At 42.3% G+C, this 22,469-nt stretch carries 16 protein-coding genes; 13 read left to right on the top strand and 3 right to left on the bottom strand.

Features of this window, described 5'->3' with window-relative positions:
- The 12 genes from R2S57_RS17590 to R2S57_RS17535 form a co-directional block, all read left to right on the top strand.
- On the top strand, positions 1 to 479 hold a 479-nt coding region (locus tag R2S57_RS17590; protein ID WP_316846262.1), incomplete at its 5' end, for a DUF5004 domain-containing protein.
- A 9-nt stretch (positions 480 to 488) separates the two neighbouring features.
- Positions 489 to 1,490, top strand: a complete 1,002-nt coding sequence (locus tag R2S57_RS17585; protein WP_316846261.1) for a DUF4961 domain-containing protein — start codon at positions 489 to 491, stop codon at positions 1,488 to 1,490.
- Positions 1,491 to 1,654: 164 nt separating this feature from the next.
- Positions 1,655 to 4,780: a SusC/RagA family TonB-linked outer membrane protein gene (locus tag R2S57_RS17580; RefSeq protein WP_316846260.1), complete on the top strand. Its 3,126-nt coding sequence runs from the start codon at positions 1,655 to 1,657 to the stop codon at positions 4,778 to 4,780.
- A 17-nt stretch (positions 4,781 to 4,797) separates the two neighbouring features.
- The gene (locus tag R2S57_RS17575; RefSeq protein WP_316846259.1) at positions 4,798 to 6,564 is read left to right on the top strand and encodes a RagB/SusD family nutrient uptake outer membrane protein; all 1,767 of its coding nucleotides are present in this window, start codon (positions 4,798 to 4,800) and stop codon (positions 6,562 to 6,564) included.
- Between the two features lie 48 nt (positions 6,565 to 6,612).
- Entirely contained in the window at positions 6,613 to 9,657 is a 3,045-nt protein-coding gene (locus tag R2S57_RS17570; protein ID WP_316846258.1) for a TonB-dependent receptor, read from the top strand.
- Between the two features lie 37 nt (positions 9,658 to 9,694).
- Positions 9,695 to 10,612 carry a prolipoprotein diacylglyceryl transferase gene (locus R2S57_RS17565; RefSeq protein WP_316846257.1) on the top strand — a complete coding sequence of 306 codons (918 nt, stop codon included), beginning with the start codon at positions 9,695 to 9,697 and terminating at the stop codon, positions 10,610 to 10,612.
- 43 nt (positions 10,613 to 10,655) lie between these two features.
- Positions 10,656 to 12,110 (top strand): DUF5005 domain-containing protein, encoded by a 1,455-nt coding sequence (locus R2S57_RS17560; protein ID WP_316846256.1) that lies wholly within the window; start codon positions 10,656 to 10,658, stop codon positions 12,108 to 12,110.
- A gap of 158 nt (positions 12,111 to 12,268) precedes the next feature.
- Positions 12,269 to 13,495 (top strand): L-fucose:H+ symporter permease, encoded by a 1,227-nt coding sequence (gene fucP, locus R2S57_RS17555; protein ID WP_316846255.1) that lies wholly within the window; start codon positions 12,269 to 12,271, stop codon positions 13,493 to 13,495.
- A 25-nt stretch (positions 13,496 to 13,520) separates the two neighbouring features.
- Positions 13,521 to 14,540 (top strand): LacI family DNA-binding transcriptional regulator, encoded by a 1,020-nt coding sequence (locus R2S57_RS17550; RefSeq protein WP_316846254.1) that lies wholly within the window; start codon positions 13,521 to 13,523, stop codon positions 14,538 to 14,540.
- A gap of 69 nt (positions 14,541 to 14,609) precedes the next feature.
- The gene (locus R2S57_RS17545) at positions 14,610 to 15,476 is read left to right on the top strand and encodes an ROK family protein (protein WP_316846253.1); all 867 of its coding nucleotides are present in this window, start codon (positions 14,610 to 14,612) and stop codon (positions 15,474 to 15,476) included.
- 11 nt (positions 15,477 to 15,487) lie between these two features.
- The gene (locus R2S57_RS17540; protein ID WP_316846252.1) at positions 15,488 to 16,240 is read left to right on the top strand and encodes an SGNH/GDSL hydrolase family protein; all 753 of its coding nucleotides are present in this window, start codon (positions 15,488 to 15,490) and stop codon (positions 16,238 to 16,240) included.
- Between the two features lie 65 nt (positions 16,241 to 16,305).
- A complete protein-coding gene (locus tag R2S57_RS17535; protein WP_316846251.1) occupies positions 16,306 to 18,663 on the top strand; it encodes an alpha-L-rhamnosidase C-terminal domain-containing protein in 2,358 nt (785 codons plus the stop codon).
- Positions 18,664 to 18,829: 166 nt separating this feature from the next.
- Here the strand turns inward: R2S57_RS17535 and R2S57_RS17530 are convergent, their stop codons facing one another.
- From R2S57_RS17530 to R2S57_RS17520, 3 genes are read right to left on the bottom strand one after another with little or no spacing between them, the layout of a single operon-like run.
- The gene (locus R2S57_RS17530; RefSeq protein WP_316846250.1) at positions 18,830 to 19,753 is read right to left on the bottom strand and encodes a helix-turn-helix transcriptional regulator; all 924 of its coding nucleotides are present in this window, start codon (positions 19,751 to 19,753) and stop codon (positions 18,830 to 18,832) included.
- Positions 19,754 to 19,770: 17 nt separating this feature from the next.
- A complete protein-coding gene (locus tag R2S57_RS17525) occupies positions 19,771 to 20,700 on the bottom strand; it encodes an SDR family oxidoreductase (RefSeq protein WP_316846249.1) in 930 nt (309 codons plus the stop codon).
- Between the two features lie 5 nt (positions 20,701 to 20,705).
- Complete coding sequence (locus R2S57_RS17520; protein ID WP_316846248.1) at positions 20,706 to 21,599, bottom strand: SDR family oxidoreductase; 894 nt, start codon at positions 21,597 to 21,599, stop codon at positions 20,706 to 20,708.
- A 249-nt stretch (positions 21,600 to 21,848) separates the two neighbouring features.
- On the opposite strand from R2S57_RS17520, the gene R2S57_RS17515 reads away from it, so the two are divergent.
- Positions 21,849 to 22,448, top strand: a complete 600-nt coding sequence (locus R2S57_RS17515) for an HD domain-containing protein (RefSeq protein WP_316846247.1) — start codon at positions 21,849 to 21,851, stop codon at positions 22,446 to 22,448.
- Positions 22,449 to 22,469: the final 21 nt, after the last annotated feature.

Genomic DNA, 22,469 nt, shown 5'->3' with positions numbered 1-22,469 from the left:
AGTTTTTTTTTTATAAAATATTGATTGTTAACGTTATGAAGAATTTTACAAAAGTACTGGTAAAAACATTTCAACTGTGCCTGGTGATACTGGTGTTTTCTACCTGTAAAAAGACAAGCGTGCCCGTTGCTTTAGAAAGCAATAAAAGTTTAGTGGGCAATTGGAAAATCATCAAAGTATTACAGAACAGTACCGATATCACCACCCAGTTAGACATCAGCAAATTTGCGGTAAAGTTTACCGCCGATAGCTACGTACTCGAAAATCAGCAGGTGCCTTTTATCGTTGCTAAAAATGGCAAATGGGCATTCAACGATCCCAGTTATCCTTTTACGGTAAGTTTTAACCAGGATGGAAGCTCAACTGCGGTAAAATCTGATCTGTTTTTTCCGATAGTGGGCGATAGCAGACAGCTCACCATCACCTTCAATGCCGGATGCGAGAAAAATATCTATCAATACACTTTGGCCAAATTTTAAGCGCAGGATATGAAAAAGAGTTACAAAACAAAAGTGAATTTCAAAAAATGCGTTTTATATAGTTTGCCACTGTGTTTTCTATTTGTATATAACGTATGTATGTACCAGCCTACAGGTGGGGTTATCCAACCCAGTACCATCAAAGCTGGTGAGGTAATGAACATTAAAATCGCGGGTGGACATGCCACGCTGAGGTACGACAAACCTTATCGTTTGGTTATCGGGTTTCTGGTTCCGAAAGGCTGGAGCGCAGATCAGGCAGGCAATACCACCATGACTTATACTTCGCCACAGGTGGGAAGCGGAAGCTTAACCCTTGTGCCTGCAGGTACAAAACCAGATGGTTCTCAACTGGATTATCCAACAGCATTAAAAGGATTGCTCAAAAGTGTTGACCCCAATCTGATCGACGATAATGAATGGGTGGTTTTCTGGTCAGACTCTAAAAACTACAATGCCAATCAGGACGTCACTTTTGATGTAAACATCAAAACCAAGGTTGGTCCTGAAAATATGCTGGTCAAATTAGGCTATTATATCGGTGGTTATCCTGATGGAAGCTGGAACAATGCTGCAGAGAATTATGTATCCCTGTTTTCGAGCTGTTTAAGTGTAACTGATGGAACAGGCGATGGGATCGATTTCTGCAACAAGCCATTGGCCTCGATGTTGCCATTAGCGGGAGTGGATAACGATATCTACAAGGTGGATTTTGATAACGACCTATACACTACAGATATCAGTAACGCTACAGATATCTATATCTGCGGAACGGGTACCACCACTACCGGAGAAACAGTTACCCATTGTACGCCAGATGAAATATCGAAAATGCGTCCGCTAGATCAGAAAAAATTTACCAAGATGATCTGGCCCCGACAGTTTTTCAGCTTAAAAGACGGGCAGGTGCTGGCCAAAATGGAATATTATTTTACGGATGCAGCGGGTCATAAAGTCGGATTTGGCGGATTGTCAAATGTTCCGTTCAAACATCCATTTAAATGTTTATAGAACCATTTAACTAACCGTAACCTGTAAAAAAAAAACTTTCTTGAAATGGGGTAAGGCAAATAAAAATTATTTCCTATCGGGACATTTTTTGCGCTAAATATCGCCATTTGAATAAAGGAATGGGTTACAAAACAAACCAACAAACTATTACTAAATCTGAGTTTATGTTTTATAATTACTTTAAGAAAAGCATTTCAGCATTCGTTCTCCTCCTTTTTCTGGTGCCCCTAACTCTGGTGGCGCAGATAAAAGCAAAGCAGGTTAACGACAAATCATTTGGCCGAAAAGCGATATCGGTTACAGGTACCGTGGTTGATCCCTTTGGCAGGGGTTTGGCGAATGCCCAGGTTACCGTTGCCGGAAAATCAGGCTTAACCGCAGTTTCTGATCAGGAAGGTGCATTCACTATTTCGGTTGAAGAAGGTGATAAACTGATCGTGAATTATCTGGGTTATTATCCTTACGAGAAACGCATTGGTGCCACTGATGCTAAACTGATGGTGCGTTTGGATGAGCGTTATCTTACGGTTACCGATACCACCAAAGTGCTTTATGGAGCTGTAAAAACCGAAGATAACCTGGCATCAATATCAACCATTCATACCAAACAGCTTTTGGGTACACCGGCAAGCAGTTATTCGGCGGCATTGGCCGGTCGATTGGCAGGTTTACATGTAAAACAAAATTCAGGTTACCGTAACCCTTATATAGGGGGATTAACACGAATTGTTGATCAGTTTATAGGTATTGTATCGCCAGATGGCAAATTTGGAAGCAATTTTACCAGTACCGAAAGTTCTGATTTTAGCTTAACCTCTCATTCCCGCACACCAATAACCATCATTGATGGTGTGCAACGCGATTTTACCTCGATTGATTTTGATAATATCGAATCCATCAGCATTTTAAAAGATGCCATGTCTACCATCATGCTGGGCCAAAGAAGTTCGAGCCCGGTATTGTTGATTACCACCACGCAACCCAGTAAAGGTGCACCAAGGATCAGTTTTTCCGCACAATATGGTGTGCAAGAATCATTAAGCGATCCAAAGCCATTAAGCGCTTACGAATATGCCTATTTATATAACGAAGCTTTGTTGGGCAGCGGAAATGCAACCATTTACAAACAGGCGGATTTTGATGCCTACCGGAACAACAGTGATCCGATAGGCCATCCTGACAACAATTGGAAGGATATCCTGCTTAAAAAAACAGCGCCGATTTCGCGTTATAGTTTTAATGTTAATGGCGGGAACAATATCGCTAGGTATGTGGTTTCGTTAGGTTACCTCAGTCAGGATGGTTTGTTTAATGAGTCTACCGTAAAGGATTATTCTACCTCACTTACCTCGAAACGTTATACGGTAAATTCGAGTATCGATGTAAATGTAAACAAGAACTTTAACGTTGCGCTGCAATTGTTTGGACGTATACAAGATGGGAACCAACCAGGCTTGGGTTACTCCAGTTTATACAGCTCAATGATTACTACGCCTTCAAATGCTTATCCGATTAACAATCCGAATGGCACTTATGGCGGAAACAAAAACTTTACCTCAAATCTTTATGCCCAAACCTTTGCGTCGGGTTATACTTTAGACAATGCCCGCGATGTTTTGGCCAACCTGAACATGGTATACAAGTTCGATAATTTTGTAAAAGGCCTGTATGCGCGGATTCAGGGGAATACCACCGCCGGAACTACATCAACCATTATCCGGACTGAAAATTCGATCGTTTATGAACGTGTAGTTGGTGCTACCGGTACCGTAGCTTACAATCCTTTTGGCGGTTCTACTGCACAATCGAATGATTTTAATTTATCCAGTAACTACCAAACTACTTATGCCCAGGCAGCAATTGGTTTAGACAAAACTTTTGGCGACCACTCGCTTAAAAACCTCATACTGGCCGATCAAAAAAATGTAATTACCAATTTTGATTTGCCTTTTAAACACACCAACATTGCAGCCAAAAGTTCTTACAACTATAAAGGAAAATATTTCGCCGAAGCGGCTTTAACCTATAGTGGTTACGACAGGATCCAGAAAGGTTCGCAGTTCGGGTTTTTCTATGCGGGTAGTTTAGGGTATAAAATTTCGGAAGAAAGTTTCATCAAAGACAATGCAAAATGGATTGACCTTTTAAAGGTTAGGCTTAATTATGGTAAAACCGGTGGCAATGATAACATTGGTTATTTTGGCTACAGGGGGTTTTATACCCAAACAGGTGCAGGTTCGTATAATTTTGGAACAGGGGTAGTGAATATCCCTGGCTTAACAGAGCAACCTAACCTCACTACGGTTAATGCTACCTGGGAGAAAGCCCACAAACTGAATTTAGGTGTAGATTTTAATATTCTTAAAAACGCCTTAAACTTTACGGCCGATTATTACAGAGACCGTTTTTACGATCTCAGTATGCAGCGGGGTCAAACCAGTAGCCTGATCGGTAATACCTATCCGAACGAAAATATTGGCATTACGCGTTATACCGGAGCCGATTTCCAGCTTACCTACCAAAACAACAAAAATAGTTTAAATTACTTTATAACGGCCAATGCCTCTTTAGAACAGTCGAAGGTTATTTTTAAAGATGAAGTCATCCAGAAATATGCGTACAACGTAAGCACGGGATATCCTGCCGATGCCATATTCGGTTTTGTTGCCGATGGCCTTTTACAAACCAATGCACAGGCTGCGGCAGCACCAACTTTTCAGGGTGTCCGCCCGATTGCCGGAGATATTAAATATATCGACCAAAATGGCGATGGCATCATCAGTGATTACGACCAGGTATTGATCGGCAACATTAAACCCAAGGTTTATTATGGAACTACTTTAGGTTTCAATTACAAAGGACTCGATTTCAGCGTAATGGTTCAGGGTGTTCTCAACAACCAGATCGCTACAAATGATTATACCGCCTTCCTTGCCAATAACGGACAGGGTTATGAACGCTTACTGGGCAGATGGACGCCAGAAAACGGTGCAAATGCCACCTTGCCAAGGTTAAGGATAGATGGCCAGAATACCATTGATGGTTCTCCTTACGTGATGTCTACCTACTGGTTAAAAGACAATAATTACATCAGGATAAAAAATGTTGAGCTTGGTTACAGCATTCCACGTAACCTGCTGGCCAAAATCCATGTGTCGGGTTTAAGGGTATTTGTGAGTGGTTTAAACTTGTTTACCATCGCTCAATATAAAGATGCAGATCCTGAAATCGGAATAACAAGTTACCCGATCCAAAGGGTGTATAATGCAGGCGTTAGTTTAAAGTTGTAGAATTAGAATTAAAGAACATGAAAAGATATATTGTTAAACTATTGTTTTTTACAGTAACGGCATTAGTTGTTCTTAGTGGTTGCAAAAGATCCTATGAATTAGAGCCGCTTGAGCGCTTATCAGATGATTATGTGTGGGATACCAAAGATTCGTTGGGAACAAATGCAGAGAAATTCCTGGTCAATATTTACAGTAACCTGCCTAACGGCTTTAACCGTGTTTCGAATGATTATCTGGATGCGGCAACCGATGATGCGATATCATCGGCCATCAACCTGGTTCCGGTTACCAACGTGCAATTGGGCGGTGGTTACGATATTTTTGATAATTTCGACGGTACCTGGGCTGCAAATTACAAGGCGATCCGCGCGGCGAATATTTTTTTAAACAATATCGAAAAAGTTCCGGTTAAGGGAACCATCCCTACCGGAGTGCCACTGAGAAAGGCCTGGAGGGCAGAAGCCCGGTTTTTACGCGCTTTTTTCTATTTCGAACTTGTAAAAAGATATGCCGGTGTTCCACTGGTAGGCAATTCGGTTAAAGATATTACCAGTGAAGATGTACTGATTCCCCGCAATACCTTTAGCGATTGTGTAGAATATATTGTGGGCGAATGCGATAAAGCGACTGATAGTTTACGGACAGATCCGGTTGATGATGGCAACTTTGGCAGGATAACCAAAGGCGCTGCATTGGCCCTAAAAGCGAGGGTATTACTTTACGCGGCTAGCCCTTTGTACAATCATAACGGAGACGTTGGTTTGCCAGGCGGTGCCGCGGCACAAAAAGGTTTGTCGGGTTATACCGATTATTCAAAAGACAGATGGAAAAGAGCATCTGATGCCGCAAAGGCACTGGTTACCTACGGCCGGTTTTCTTTGGAAGCAAAATTTAAGGATGCCTTTATCAAACAAAACAGCCCCGAAGTTATTCTTTCCCGCAATGGCGGTGCAGGTTCGTCTATAGAAGTAACCAATGGCCCCATTGGTTTGGGTAATCCTACCGGAAATGGCCGTACCAGTCCGACACAGGAATTTGTGGATGCTTTTTTAACCATTAACGGAAAACCGATCAGCGAAGATCCGATCTCCATTGCCAACCCAACGGGATATGATGTAAACAACCCTTACCTCAACCGCGATAAAAGGTTTGATGCTTCCATTTTCTATAACGGTAAGCAGTGGTTAAATACGCAGGTACAAACTTTTGAGGGTGGGGTAAGTAAACCCGGAACAGGCGTACAACAAACCAAAACAGGTTATTATTTAAGAAAATTCATGGGCGATTACGAAACCGCAGGCAACTACGGCAGTACCTACCACAATTTTAATTATTTCAGGTATGCTGAGGTGCTGTTAAACTTCGCCGAAGCCGAAAACGAATATTTGGATGCACCATCTGCTGAAGTATACAATACCATTGTACAGATCAGGAAACGGGCAGAAATTATCCAGAACAGTACGCCAGCCACAACTTATGGTTATGGTTTAAAGGATAATATGACCAAAGATGAAATGCGTACGGTGATCAGAAACGAAAGAAGGATAGAACTGGCATTTGAAGAACATCATTTTTGGGATATCAGACGCTGGTTAACTGCAAAACAGGTACTTACCGGAACACTACATGGTAAAAAAATCTTACGCGCCAACTCAGGTTTGGTTAGTTACGAAACCAGGGATGTGCAACAGGTAAGTTTTGGCAATGCGAACCGTTACCTGTTTCCGATACCAAATAGCGAAATGATCAGGAACGGAAACCTGGTACAAAACCCGGGCTGGTAAGCTTTGCCGATCTCAAAAAAATAAAACCATCAACAAAATATAACACTGATGAAAAGAATTATTCTACTCTTTATATTATCCGTTGCAGCGCCCTTCATGTTATTTGCACAACAAAGAGTTACTGGAACGATAAGGGATAGCCAGGGACCAATACCAGGTGCCACAGTTACCGAAAAAAATGTGCCCAATAATGCCACAGGGACCAACTCTGATGGAAAATTTACCATTGTACTGCGGGGGAAATCCAACGTATTGGTAATCAAAAGCATTGGGTATAGAACCCAGGAAATAAGGGTTACGGGCGATGTTTTGTCCGATACCTATCTGCAATCAGAAAGCAAGGGCCTGGATGAGGTGGTGGTACAGGGATTTTCGAACAAAACCAAAATTACCAGTACGGGTTCTGTAAGTACTATTTCAGCCGAAAAAATCAGGAATATTCCAACCTCAAGTGTTCAGAATACCTTGCAGGGACGTTTACCGGGTTTCACCTCTCAGCAAAGATCGGGTCAGCCGGGTAAAGATGCATCCGATTTCCAGATCCGGGGGATCAGTTCATTAAACAGCAATGGCAACAAACCTTTGATCATTGTGGATGATATCGAATATACTTACGAGCAGCTATCGCAGATCAATGTAAACGAAATTGAAAGCATTTCACTGTTAAAAGATGCAGCAACCACTGCCATTTATGGTATTAAAGGTGCCAATGGCGTTTTGGTGGTGCAAACCAGAAGGGGAGAAGTGGGTAAACCGACCGTTAATTTCAGGATCGAAGGTGGAGTACAGAATCCTGTTAAAACACCAAAATTTTTAAATGCCTATCAAACCGCCCTTTTAAGAAACGAAGCATTAAAAAATGATGGCCTGCAACCTGATTTTACGCAGGCAGATCTCGACCTGTTCCAAAACGGAAGTGACCCATACGGACACCCGGATGTAAACTGGTACGATGTTGTTTTTAAACCCGCTTCGCTACAGGCCAATACCAATATCGATATTTCGGGCGGTACACCCAATGTGAAGTATTTTATCTCTGCTGGTGCATTAACCCAAAATGGTTCTGTACGCGATTTCTCTGGTCCGCAAAGCGAAGTAAACAGCAATTTCTTTTACCATAAATACAATTTCAGGACAAACTTAGACTTAAAGGCAACCAAAACCCTCGATTTAAGGATCGATTTAACCGGAAGATTTGGCGATATTAATGCACCAAAGGCAAACAGCGGGCTGCTTGGCGAAATTTATCAGTATAACCGGATTTCACCTTATGCCGCTCCGGTACTTAATCCAAATGGCAGCTACTCTTACAACCCTAAATCGTTAGGGGCCGATAACCTGCCTACGATTAACTCAAGACTGGCCACACAAGGATATAACAGAGAAAGAAGTACCGATTTTAATATTTTGGTACAGGGTACGCAAAAACTCGATTTCCTTACCCAGGGATTATCATTTAACGGGAAGGTAGCCTATGCCAGCACCACGAAATTAGAACGTGGTTTGCAAAGGTTTGATGATCCTCCGGTTTACCGTTATAATCCAACAACAGATACCTATGCCATGCGCCCGGGTACGCCAAGATATGTACTTTCACCACTAAGTCTGATCGCCAGACCAGGTTCTACCTATAAATCGGTAACTGTACAGGGAATTTTAAACTACAATAGGGATTTCGGCAACCATAACATCAACGGATTAGCCGTATTCAATCAAAATACCACCAGCGATCTTGCTATCCTGCCTGCCAATTATCGTGGCTATAGCTTCAGGGTGGGTTACGGTTATAAACGTAAATACCTGATCGATTTTAACAGTGCCTACAATGGTACCGATAGGTTTTTAAAACATTATGGATATTTCCCAGCCGTATCTGCTGCTTGGAATATCTCAGAAGAAAATTTTATCAAGGATAAAGCAAAATTCATCGATTTTATCAAGCTAAGGGCCTCTTATGGTCTGGTTGGATCGGATGTGGTTGACGGTAATAAATACCTGTACATCCAGCAGTACGATCAGTCTAGCAGCTATAATTTTGGCGTGAGTCCGGTAAAATATCCAGGGTTTTCAGAGGGAACTCTGGGCAATCCTGATGTTACCTGGGAAAAATACAAAGAGCTGAATATCGGTCTCGAATCTAACTTCCTGAAAGGTAAATTTGCTTTAACCGTTGAATATTACCGCAACATCAGGGATGATCAATTGATCAACAGAAACTCCGTTTCGGCCATTTTAGGTGTTGGTTTGCCAAAAGATAACCTGGGCAGTGTGCTTAACCAGGGGGTTGAGGGTACCTTCAATTATCGCCCGAAAATTGGGAACCTCTTAATGGATTTTGGTTTGGTATTTACCTATAACAAAAACAAGGTATTGTTTAAAGATGAGCCTTTCCCTGATTATCCATACCTGTTAGAAACCGGTAAACCGATTGGCCAGCCATTTGGTTATACCTGGATCGGTTATTATAAAGATCAGGCCGATATCGCAAATAGTGCCAAACCGCTTGGAACGGTGCCGATACAGCCCGGCGATTTAAAATATGCCGATTTAAACAACGATGGTGTAATTAACGATAAAGATAAATCAGCTATTGGAAAACCAAACTTTCCACCGAACCTCACTTTAGGTTTGCCGATCAATTTTACCTATAAAAACTTCTCGGTAAACATACTATTTCAAGGCCAGTTGGGTTACAGTTTAATTTTGGGCAGCAACGCGATAGAGCCTTTCCAAACACAGTTACAGGACATTCACCTGCAAAGATGGACACCAGCGACTGCCGAAACGGCTAAATTCCCAAGATTGTCTACCCTGAATAATTCGGTAAACAGTCCGAGTGCTTTCCCTTCCGATTTTTACCTTGTTGATGCAAAATACATCAGGTTAAAAACGGTCGAGCTGCATTATCAGCTGCCAAGCAAATGGCTTCCATTCGGAATCAATAAGTTAAATGCTTATGTGAGTTCGTATAACCTGGCCACATGGACCAATTATTCGCTCTATCAGCAGGATCCGGAGGTGGCGAGTGGTTCGCAGGGCGATTCGTATCTGAACCAAAGGGTGATTAATCTTGGCGTGCAGATCGGTTTTTAAGTATAAATTTGAAGATATAATTTAAGAAAGGTACAAAATGTTCCCTACGCTTTCCGACCTGTTTGAATATGTATTTGGCTTTGGGATCCCGCTTCCCATTCAAACTTTCGGTCTTTTTGTAGCGTTGGCTTTTGTACTTTCTTATTTTGTTTTTAAGTCGGAATTTAAGCGGAAGGAAAAAGAAGGTTACATCAAACCTTTTATGCGCAAGGGGGTGCTCACACATCCATACCAGTTAATGGATACCCTGATTTTTTGGTGTGCCGTATGTGGATTTGTGGGCGCAAGGTTGTTCAGTTTCTTCGAAAATATAGAATTATTTATTGCCGACCCGATGCCGCAGTTGTTATCGGCAAATGGATGGACATTTTTGGGTGGCCTTGTATTTGGGGCCTTAATTTATCTATACATCGGGCATAAATACGGGATGAAACTGATCGTTCTGGCCGATATTGGTTCACCTGGCATGCTCGTGGCTTATGCTGTTGGAAGAATGGGTTGTCAGTTATCAGGAGATGGCGACTGGGGAATTGTAAATCAACATCCCAAACCCGGCTGGCTATCTGCCCTGCCCGATTGGATGTGGTCTTTTAATTTTCCGCACAATGTATTAAACAGCGGAGTGCTCATTCCAAACTGTACAGGTAAGCACTGCAGGGTATTGGTAGAGGCTGTTTATCCGACATCATTTTACGAAATCATGATCATCTCCACCGCTTTTTTAATCCTTTGGCTGTTCAGAAAAAAGATAAAAAGATCTGGAGTGGTGTTCTGCCTGTTTCTTATCATCAATGGTTTAGAAAGGTTTTTTATCGAAAAAATAAGGGTAAACCATTTTTACCAGATCCTGGGTTTTAACCTTACCCAGGCACAAATCATATCGTTGTTAATGTTTACTGGCGGGCTTTTGGGATTGATTGCTATTTACAGGAAGGCATTAGTAACATCAAAATAAGCTAACCATATACGGGATAATTTTTCCATTCAAAACAAAACCCATGAAAAAAATTCTATTCGCTGCACTTGTGTTTTTTTGCTGCACTTCATGCCGTAAAACCGATGTTGATAACCCACCAAGTCCGGGAAGGGTAATTAAATCTTTTAAAATTGGTAATGCCCAGATCGGGAATGAAGCCATTACTTTTACCAACGATTCATCGAAAGTTTTGGTCACGGTACAAAGAGGAACCGATATATCAGCCATTGCACCTCAAATTACGGTTTCAGATGGTGCCACAATCAGTCCGGCAAGTGGCGTGAAAATTAACCCCACCCTGAGCAATAACAAGGTGGTTTATACGGTTACGGCACCTTCAGGACAAAGCATGAGCTGGTACGTTGAGTTTAAGTTTTTTTCTAATCCTGATATTGATGCAGGCCTAAAACTGATCCCCAACACCGGAAACTGGGATGCAAAGGTTAAGGCCTATCAGGATTTGGCCTACGACAATTTTCTAACCTGTTATACCGGCTGGAATGGTGGAGATGGATGTTTTAGTTTGAAGATGCCCGATGGAAATATTTTCTGGTCATTTCAGGACAGTTTTTATGGTATTGTAGAGGCCAACCGGAACAGAGATCCTGCTAAGAATACCTTTGTACGCAATGCCGCTTTTATGCAGGAGGGCAGCTTACCAACGTCTGCAAAACAGCAACTAAACCCATTGGACGGGGCAGGGAAGGGCAAAACATGGATTACCGTGCCCGGTGCAGCAGATGGCGACAAAGATTTATATTGGCCGGGCCCTGCACAAATTGTTAATGGCGAGGCGCAAATGTTGTTAGACCGTTTAAAGCTCGATGGCAGCGGAAACCTCTACCATTATGCAACCGAAATCGGTGTATTTTCGCTTCCGGATATGAAATTGAAACGCATTTACCAGAACGCTTATATTGGTGCTTTCAGTTTCGATTCCAGCCTGTTCAACTGCTCTGATGGTTACAGTTATATTTATAACAGCAAAAGCACCGGCATCTGTGGCGCAAAAATATTTGTGGCTCGTGTGGCCAATCACGACCTTACCTCGCCTTGGCAATATTACACAAAAACGGGCTGGGTAACTACTGCACCAACAAATGAGGATGATTTTGTGACCATTGCCGAAAATAATGCATCTATGCCAACCGTGTTCGAAGAAAACGGTAAAACTTATATGGTTTCGCAAGGTACCTGTTTAGGTTTAACCATCGATTTATGGGAAGGTACCAGTCCGCTGGGCCCATTCATAAACAAAAGAACTATTTATAAAATACCCGACCGTTATTCTGGTTCATCAGGTCAGAACCCCGAATTTTTAACCTATAATTCATTTGTTCACCCCAGTTTATCGAAAGACGGCGAATTGGTGATCACCTATAACATCAATCCGGTAGGTTTTGGTAATAACTTTAATGCCCCGGGTACAGCCGATAATTACCGCCCGCACGTGGTACGACTGTACAACTGGAAATAACCCTAGATATGTAACATTTATAAATTATTGAATAAACACTTGCTAAATCGATTTAATATATAGATATTAGAATTGTCTTTTTAACAAAAGCAACAGTTAACCAAATATAAAATAGCCGTAAAATATCTTGTTTTCGGCAAAGACCAAAAAACGACCACATGCAAAAGGTTCCTTTTACCGACAAGAAATTTCTGACCACACTGATTTTTGTGACTTCATTATTTACCCTATGGGGCATCTCGATGACTATGGGCGATGTACTGAACAAACATTTTCAGGAAGTATTAAATGTATCCAAAGCCCAGTCGGGACTGGTGCAATTTTCGATATTTGGGGCCTATTTTGTAATGGGCATCCCTGCCGGATTGTTTATGAAAAGGTTTGGCTATAAAAAAGGCGTGCTTTTGGGACTTTCCTTATATGCAATAGGTTCATTTTTGTTTTACCCTGCGGCAAATGCCGAATCGTTTGGGTTTTTCAGGTTTGCACTTTTTATACTGGGCTGCGGCATGTCGACACTCGAAACCGTTGCGCACCCCTTTATGGCCTCGCTTGGCGATCAGCGCACCAGCGATCAGCGGGTAAATTTTGCACAGTCGTTTAACGCCGTGGGTACCTTAATTGGTCCGGCATTAGGCGCTTATTTTTTATTTGGAAACAAAGATGCCAGCGGTGGATTAGGATCTGTAAAGGTACTTTATGTAGCCATTGCCATTGTAATTACCATAATAGCCATTTCATTTTCATTCGTTAAAGTACCCGATACCACGGATCCTCACGTTGTAGCGAGTTTACCCGATGATGCTGTAAATGTAGATCCTACACCTCAAAAATCTTTATTTGCCCATACCCATTTTAAATGGGCTGTTGCGGCGCAGTTTTTTAATGTGGCCGCACAAGGCGGAACCTGGGCCTTTTTCATCAATTATGCCCACGAGAAAATGGGCTTTAGCAACGAAAAAGCAGGGTATTTTATGGTTATTTTCATGGCGATGATGCTTGCCGGTCGCTTTTTAGGTACCTATTTAATGACATTTATCGCGCCCAATAAATTGCTCGCTACTTTTGCTGTAGGCAATATTGTAATGTGCCTCATCGTTGCCCAAAGTTTTGGCCTTTTTTCTTTTATCGCCCTGTTAATGATCAACTTCTTCTTTAGCATCATGTTTCCAACCATATTTACCCTCGGGATCAAAAACTTAGGCAAACATACGCAGCAGGCTTCCTCCTACATATCGATGGGGGTAGTTGGTGGTGCAGTATTGCCGTTTTTAATGGGATTGGTTGCCGTACATGATGTGGCCACGGCCTATTATCTTCCAATTGTTTGTTATATTGTTATTTTCCTCTTTGCCGCAAAGTTTAGTTCGCCTATAAAACGCTAAATTAGCCCCCATTAAAAACCTACCCGTGGAAAAGAAAATATCAATAATTGAAGTTGCAAAACGCCTGGATGTATCGCCAACTACCGTGTCGTTTATTTTAAACGGACGGTCGAAAGAAAAACGCATTAGCGATGAGATCAGGGATAAAGTATTAAAATTTGTAGAAGAAATCGGTTACAAACCCAACTCACTAGCCAGAAGTTTGCGTACAGGTAAAACCAATACCATCGCACTGATGGTAGAGAGTATTTCAGATCCGTTTTTTGGTCATATTGCACGGAATATTGAAGAAAAGGCCTATAAAAGTGGTTATAAAATCCTGTATAGCAGCACCGGGAACAATACCGAAAAGACAAAGGAATTTCTGAAAATGTATGAAGAAAGGCATGTTGATGCCTATATCATCGCCGCACCGGAAGGGATTGAAGGGGAGTTACAGGCCATCATTGATTCTGGAAAACCGGTTCTACTTTTCGATAGGTACCTGAAAGACCTGAAAACAGATACCATCCTGGTCGATAATTACCAGAGCACGGCGAAGGCAGTGGAAGAACTGATTCAATCGGGTTTTAAGAATATTGCGTTTATCACCTTAGATTCGCTGCAATCGCAAATGAACGACAGGCTTTTGGGGTATGAAGAAACACTCAAAAAACATAAACTGCCTCAATACCTGAAAGAGATATCATATGATTTCCCGCCAGAAAAAGTGACGGCACATATTGAAGCATTTTTGCAGCGTAGGGGAGAGATAGATGCCGTGGTATTTGCAACCAACTATTTATGTGTTTATGGATTAAAGGCAATAGAAAAATTGGGATTAATCATTCCAAAAGACCTTGGTATAGTTGTATTCGATGATCAGGATCTTTTCGAACTGTATAAACCACAGATTACCGCAATCGCCCAACCCATTGAAGAAATTGCTAATCAGATTATATCCCTGTTGCTCAATAAACTGAATAACCCTGTTAAAACGAAGAAGATACAAACCATTATACTCAATGCTGAGATGATTATCAGAGGATCATCATCGAGGGCATAATAAAAGGAGTAAAACGGGATAAAAATATTATGAAAATGCTAAAACGATTTAGCTAAAAAAGATCTAAAAATGATTAAAATAGTATTAGGAGTCGATATTGGCGGCTCGCACATTACCTCAGAACTGGTTGATCTAGAAAAGAAAGAGGGCATCAAATCAAGCTGGTACCGGAACAAGATCGATACCAACGGATCTGTAGCGGAGATTATTGATGCCTGGGCAGAAAACATCGAAAAGTCGATCGAAAGTAGTGCGATTAAACCTCAGCGTATCAGCATTGCCATGCCAGGCCCTATGGATTATAAAACGGGTATCTGTAAAATAAAAGACCAGAATAAATACGAAAACCTTTACGGTCAGAATGTAAAGGTTTTATTGGCGCAAAGACTTGGTTATGAGGAAGGAGTGTTTCATTTTATTAATGATGCGGCTTCCTTTCTTCAGGGCGAATTGTTTTCGGGCAGCATCAGTGAGTTCGACGAGGCCATTGGCCTTACCCTGGGTACAGGCCTGGGCACCTCGCATACCGTTAAAGGAGCCGCGCAGGATTCTAACCTTTGGAAAACACCTTTTTTAAAAGGAATCGCTGAAGATTATATCTCAACCAGGTGGTTCATTTCGAGGTTTGCCGAATTGAGTGGAATCAAAGTAGAAGATGTAAAGGATCTGGTAGAAAACCATCATCTTTCACCCAGTTTTCAGCTGGTGTTTGATGAGTTCAGTAAAAACCTGGCTTCCTTTTTATACCTCTTTATCAAAAAGAAAAGGCCTTTAGCAGCTGTAATTGGGGGCAATATTGCCAAAGCAGAACACTATTTTTTAGATAATACCCGTAAATACCTTACTGAAATTATGGGCTATAGTTTTCCGGTGCGCACTTCACTTTTAGGAGAGGAAGCTGCTATTTTGGGCGCTGGTGCCAGTTTTTATAACTAAATTTAATTGCTATGGGATATTTAAGACTTATGATTTGCGGAATATTGTTGGCCGCCTGTTCGATGGGATATGCACAGCAAACCGACGAACAGAAAAAAGCAGAAGACTGGGCCAATTTCCAGAAAATGGTAGAGAAACGTTACCACGAAGACTGGCCCTGGATCAAACGTTACGAAGGTGATAATGAAAAATTGCCCGCACCCGCAAAAGGTGAAAAACGGGTGGTATTTATGGGCAATTCGATTACCGAAGGCTGGATCAATACGGATGCCGATTATTTTAAAAAACACTCTTACATTAACAGGGGCATTGGCGGACAAACTACCCCTCAGATGCTGGTGAGGTTTAGGGAAGATGTAATCAACCTCAAACCAAAAGCTGTAGTCATTTTAGCCGGAATAAACGATATCGCCGAAAATACCGGTCCATCAAAAATCGAAAACGTTGCCGGGAACATCTTCTCTATGGCCGAACTGGCAAAAAACGCGAATATTAAGGTGATCCTATCATCCGTTTTACCAGCCTATGCTATTTCATGGAAACCAGGTCTCGACCCAAAAGACTCCATTGCTAAACTGAATAAAATGCTTAAAGATTACGCTACGAAACATAAATTGGGTTATATCGATTATTTTACCGCAATGGTAAATGCCGATCGGGGACTTAAAAACGAATTGGGGACCGATGGTGTTCACCCTAATCTGGCAGGATATAAGGTGATGGAACCCCTTGCAGACAAAGAAATTGCGAAAGTTTTAAAATGAAAAAAGCTGATCCAATTACCCCCTTAAAATAAACAATACTTTACTAACCAAAATATAAACCATTGATGAAAAAGCTCTACATATTTCTGTTTTCCTTGTTCTTAGTCACTGCCATAGTGCCTTCAAAGGCCCAGGTGATTACTCCTTCCGCAACTTTAAAACCCTGGAATGCCAAATGGATATCTGCCAGGGGCGACGAAGGCAGGGAGTATGGTGTTTACCATTTCCGTAAGAACATCAACCTAACTTCGAAACCAGCTACGTTTAAAATACATGTATCGGCCGATAACCGCTATAAACTTTATGTAAATGGCACTTTGGTTTCGTTAGGCCCTGCCCGTGGCGATACCTATTTCTGGAATTTTGAAACCATTGATCTTGCACCATACTTAAATGTAGGAAAGAATTTAGTTTCGGCACTGGTCTTTAATGAAGCCGAGTACCGTCCCGAAGCACAGCTTACCGTCCGTACCGCGTTTATTCTACAGGGGAATTCTGCCGATGAAGAAATCCTGAATACCAATAAAAGCTGGAAATGTATCAAAAACCGCGGACGTAAGCCAATTCCGGGTTTCTTCTTTGCGGCAACTAAAGGCGAAATGGTCGACATGAACGAAAGTATCAAAGGAGATTGGACCAGTGTTGATTTCGACGACAGCACCTGGCCTGGCGTAAACGAAATGTTCGACGGAAAACTTAAAGGCAGTGGCGATGGTTTCGGCTGGTCGCTGGTACCTTCATCTATACCTCAGATGGAAATGACCAATCAAAGGATTGCAACGGTAAGGAGTGCTACAGGTATGAGTATCCCTAAATTATTTCCTGCCCAAAAAGCACCGTTAACCATTCCGGCCAATACCACAGTGAGTTTATTGCTCGATCAAACCTTCCTCACCAATGCATACATTACACTTGCACTGTCAAAAGGAAAAGGAGCGGGTTTATCCTTAAGTTATGCAGAAACGCTTTACGATAAAGTGAGCGATGGTTACCGTAAAAGCAACCGGAATGATGTAGCCGGAAAAGAATTTATCGGCCGGAAAGACAGCATACTCACCGATGGTAGTGATGCACAGGTTTTTACTACACTTAACTTCCGAACCTACCGGTATATCAAATTGGTGGTGCACACCAAGGCCGAGCCCTTAATTATCGAAGATCTGTACGGCACATTTACAGGCTATCCTTTCAAACAAACCGCTGTGCTGAATACGAACAATCCGGAAATTAAACAGATTCTCGATATTGGCTGGCGTACGGCAAGGTTAAATGCATGGGAAACCTATACCGACTGCCCTTACTACGAGCAGTTACAATACATAGGCGATACCCGTATACAGGCAATGGTTTCGTATTATTACAGTGGTGATGACCGGTTGGCGCGTAATGCCATTAACCTGATGGACCATTCGCGATTGGCGGAAGGCGTTACCTTTAGCCGATACCCCACACACAGCAGCCAGATTATTTCTACCTTCTCTTTGTGGTATATCGGTATGCTCCACGATTATTGGATGTATCGCGATGATAGTAATTTTATCAAAAGCAAGCTAACAGGCGAACGGGCGATCCTCGATTTTTTTAGTCAATACCAACAAGCCGATGGTTCGCTGAAAGATGTGCCTTACTGGACATTTGTAGACTGGGCAGGTAATATGGGCTGGGGACCAAAAGGATCCGACGGCAGTGCAGCGATATACGATCTGCAGTTGCTTTTGGCTTATCAATGGGCGGCGAAAATGGAAGCTAAAATGGGCTTGCCTGTTTATGCAACGTTATATAACCAGAAAGCGAAACAGCTGGCAGAAACCATACAACGGAAATATTGGGATCCGGCTAAAAAAATGTATGCCGATACAAAAGATAAAAACGAATTTTCGCAACATACCAATTCGCTCGCCATCCTTAGCGGAATTGTAAAAGAAGGGGATATCACTCCATTGTGCAATATGATGCTGAGTGATAAATCATTAACCCAGTGTACGGTTTATTTCAAATATTACCTGCACCAGGCTTTGCTAAAAGGTGGTTTGGGCAACGATTTTATGAGCTGGCTGGATATCTGGAGAGAAAATATCAAAATGGGGATGACCACCTGGGCAGAAGATTCGAGTTTATCAACCGTTCGTTCGGAGTGCCATGCCTGGGGAAGTAGTCCGAATATCGAATTTTTCAGGATGGTATTGGGTATCGATAGCGATTCGCCAGGTTTTAACCGGGTTAAAATCGCGCCAAATTTAGGCAGTATGACCGAAATTAGTGGGGAAATGCCCCATCCGCATGGAAAAATAGCTGTAGCCTATAAAATGGAAAACAATAAATGGAAGGTTGATATCAATTTGCCAGAGGCCATAAACGGTGAGTTTATCTGGAAAGGAAAGACTTATAAATTAAAGGCTGGAAAAAATTCATTCCTGATTTAATTGAGATTATACCTTAATGTCGTTAGGTTTAAACAAAGATAATTAGATGCTATCTGTCCCGTTTTTCGGGCGATAAAAAATCTGCACCCAGAAAGTTAGGCAGGAATATGAAATCTGTGTTTATCTGTGTGCATCTGTGGTTATTTAATGCCTTTAACAAAAATTTTCAATTAAAGGAATGTCGGAATTCGATTGGCGAGAGATTGGTTTTGGTTTTGAACAGTTTACTGAACGACTGAAGGTGTTCGAAACCCAGTTCGTAAGCAATTTCGCTCACGGATAGGGTAGTGGTGGAAAGTTTTTCTTTCGCCAGCTCGATCAGTTTATTGTGCAGATGCTGTTGCGTATTTTGTCCGGTAAGCGATTTGAGCAGGCCGCTCAGATAGCCCGGCGAAATATTAAGGTTTTCTGCAATGTAAGTTACGCTGGGCAGACCTTTTTGCGCAAGCAAACCGCTGTTAAAGTAATTGCTAAGCAGATCCTCCAGTTTGATCAGGATTTCATGATTGGCAATTTTACGCGTAATGAACTGGCGTTGGTAATACCTTTCCGAATAGGTAAGCATTAGCTCCAACTGGGCGATGATTACATTCTGACTGAAGCGATCGATATTGGCATGGTACTCTTGCTCGATATTGGCGGCAAGCGCATTGAGTATCGTTTCTTCTTTATCCGATAGGTAGAGCGCCTCGTGGACTGAGTAATTGAAGAATTCGTATTGTTTGATGCTTTTTGCCAGGGGGGTATTCCACAAAAAATCAGGATGGATCAGGATCATCCATCCTTCCGGGCGGTGCAACTCCGCACCCTTTTCAAATTCGACGCCAAACACCTGGCCTGGCGACATAAAGAACAATACCCCTTCATCGAAATCGCTGGCCTGCTGACCATATTTAAATTTGGCGTTTTTCACCCGCTTCATCGAAATCGAATAAAAGTCATAGATCAAACTGAACGAACCTTCGGCCAGCGGCCGGGTCAGGTCGTCCATATGTACCACACTGATCAGTGGGTGCGCCGGTTTAGGCAAACCCGCTGCACGGTGATATTCGGTGATGCTACTGAAACGAAAAAGCTGTTGATTGTTCATAACTATACTAAAGTTCGTTATTTTTTATGATAAGCTTCCGCAAACTCCTTTGCAAAATCAACCATTTTTATCCTACCCATTTTGGGACTGTTCTTGTGGAAGTTTTCCAGTGTTTTGCCACTATGCATCGCTGCCTGCATTTCCACTAAGGTTTCTGCCAGCTTTTCTGGTAATTTAGCCATTTTCAGTCCCTGCAACATTTCCTTGTCGGATAACAATACCCATTTTAACCAGGGTTTGCCCACCGCAGTGCCAATGATTTTTGCGGCTTCGTTACAGGTCATTTCTTCGCTGCCTACATAACGGATGCTTCTTTGCGCGGGTGATTGTAATAACAGTTCCTCTGCAACGGCCTCTGCGATATCGGTTGGCGACACAAAAACAATCTGGTCTTCGCCGCCATAGTTCCCCATCAAAAGACCTGTTTTTCCTGTAAGCAAGGCCCAAAGACCAGAATAGCGCAAGGTGAGAAATTTCCCAATAAAACCTTTGCCTTTGATCAGATCCATCGATTGATAAAAATTGGTGTAAAAGGCCGCAGGGCGCATGATCGTAATGGAGGTTTGTATACCATCAAACAAATACTCCAGGTTTTCAGCTTTAACCAGGTCTGCGGCCCAGCCACTTAACAGTACAATCCGCTTAATATTGGCTTCGGTAAGTGCCTGTTTATAGTTTAATGCGATGCGGTGCATATATTCCCCCAGATCGGGTTCGGTAAAACTCAGGGGAATCATGGCATAAACCGCATCCGCACCTTTAAACGTTTGGGTTAAAAAGGCTACGTCGGCAATGGAGCCTATCGCCGCAGTAGCCCCTAATTTTTCAATAGCTGCCGATTTTTTGGCATCGCTGCTAACAACGGTTACCGTATGACCCTGGGCAATTAATATTTCGGTTAAGGGTTTACTGATGTTCCCTAAAGAACCTGTTACTATAATTTTCATCTTGTTTATGATTGCGTATAAATGCCGTTTTCAATGTCGGTAAGCAAGGTATTGTGTGAAGGGTGCCAGTTCAATTGGTCCTGTGTCCATTGGCTGGATGCCGGACAATCAATCGCAGCCATGTGCGAGAACCAGCCAAAATGTTCGGCAGCTGCTTCAGGGCTTATGGATACGACTGGGAGATTAAGTTGTTTGCCAATTGCCCCGGCTATGGTTTTAACCGTTATCGCTTCTTCTGCAGCAGCATGAAAGCGGGTTCCAGGAGTATTATTTTCTAAAGCCAAGCGGAATAAAAGCGCAGCATCCAGGCGGTGTACCGCGTTCCAGCGGTTTAATCCCTCGCCGATATAGGCAGAAACTCCTTTTTCGCGGGCGATGTTAACCAATATGGGGATAAATCCATGTAAATCATCTTTACCATGTACCGATGGAGATAACCGGATCGCAGCCGTGCGTACACCTAGTGCGGCTACCGCATCAGCAGCTTGTTCCGAAGCCCTTGGCCATGCCGGGTTAACAGGAGGGGTGATATCTTCTGTAGCCAGTTTGCCTGGACTTACCAGTGCTGTACCCGAGGTAACAATGAAAGGACGGTTAGTACCTGAAAGCACCTCACCAATGGTTTCAATGGCTTGTTGATCCACCTTGCACACTTCTGCAAACCGGGTAAAATCGTGGATAAAGCCGGCATGGATTACACCATCTGCAGCTGCTGCACCGCTTCGCAAACTGTCAAGATCTTCCAGGTCGCCGCGGTGAACTTCTGCACCGGCAGTAAGTAATTTTTGAGCGGATGCATCCGAACGGGCCAAACCCAATACCTGATGACCATTATTGATTAATTCCTGCACAATGGCAGTACCAACGAAGCCTGTGGCTCCTGTAACAAATATGCGCATAATTGATTTTCTTTTGTTGATACAAATATCAACAGCTTCAATCAACAGGGTTTATCCAAATCTGCTTTTGATTTAGCCGAAACCACTGATGTGCAAATAAGTCTTTAGAAAAATATAGCGCTATCTGGTAATTTCTGATCAGCCTGGTAATAACCGCGAAAACTTTTGTTTGTGTAAAGTATAATTATGCCCACTACAGATTTTCTCCAGAATTGATTTTTATTATTGCGTTAGATTAACTTAATCTAAATGCATAATATAGTCGATCAATTATTAATTAAGGTAGCCTCGTTTGTGGAAGACCGTTTAAAAAACAGGCTTTCGCAAAAAATGTATTTTCATAACCTGGAGCATACCTTACTGGTGGTAGAAGGGGTACAAGTGATCGGTAGCCATGCCGGGCTTTCGAAAGAAGACCACCTGGTAGTGGTTCTTGCTGCGTTTTTACACGATTTGGGTTATACCGAAAAATATATCGGACATGAAGAGGCCAGTGCAGCTATTGCTGCGGAGTTTCTTTTAGAAAATGGTTTTGATCAGGAAAGAATAACACTGGTACGCGGATGCATTATGGCCACGCGTTTTCCACAATACCCCAAAAATGAACTAGAAATGGTGATCTGCGATGCCGATTTCTATCATTTTTCTTTAAACGATTATCAGCGTTATGCCGAAAAACTAAAAGCAGAATGGGAAGAAAATCTGGGTATTGTATATAACAACATGACCTGGGATACACTGAACCTGGAAATGCTCAGGCGGCACGAGTACTTTACCGCTTATGGCAAAAAGACTTTGCAGGAAAAGAAAATGCTGAATATTCAAAAACTGATGAGCCGTATCACCTAAGCTTTACTTTCAAATCCCGGC

Source organism: Pedobacter psychrodurus (assembly GCF_032678585.1).
Taxonomy (GTDB): Bacteria; Bacteroidota; Bacteroidia; order Sphingobacteriales; family Sphingobacteriaceae; genus Pedobacter; species Pedobacter psychrodurus_A.
Note: the sequence above shows the minus strand (reverse complement) of the source record. Positions and strands in the feature narration are given on the sequence as shown.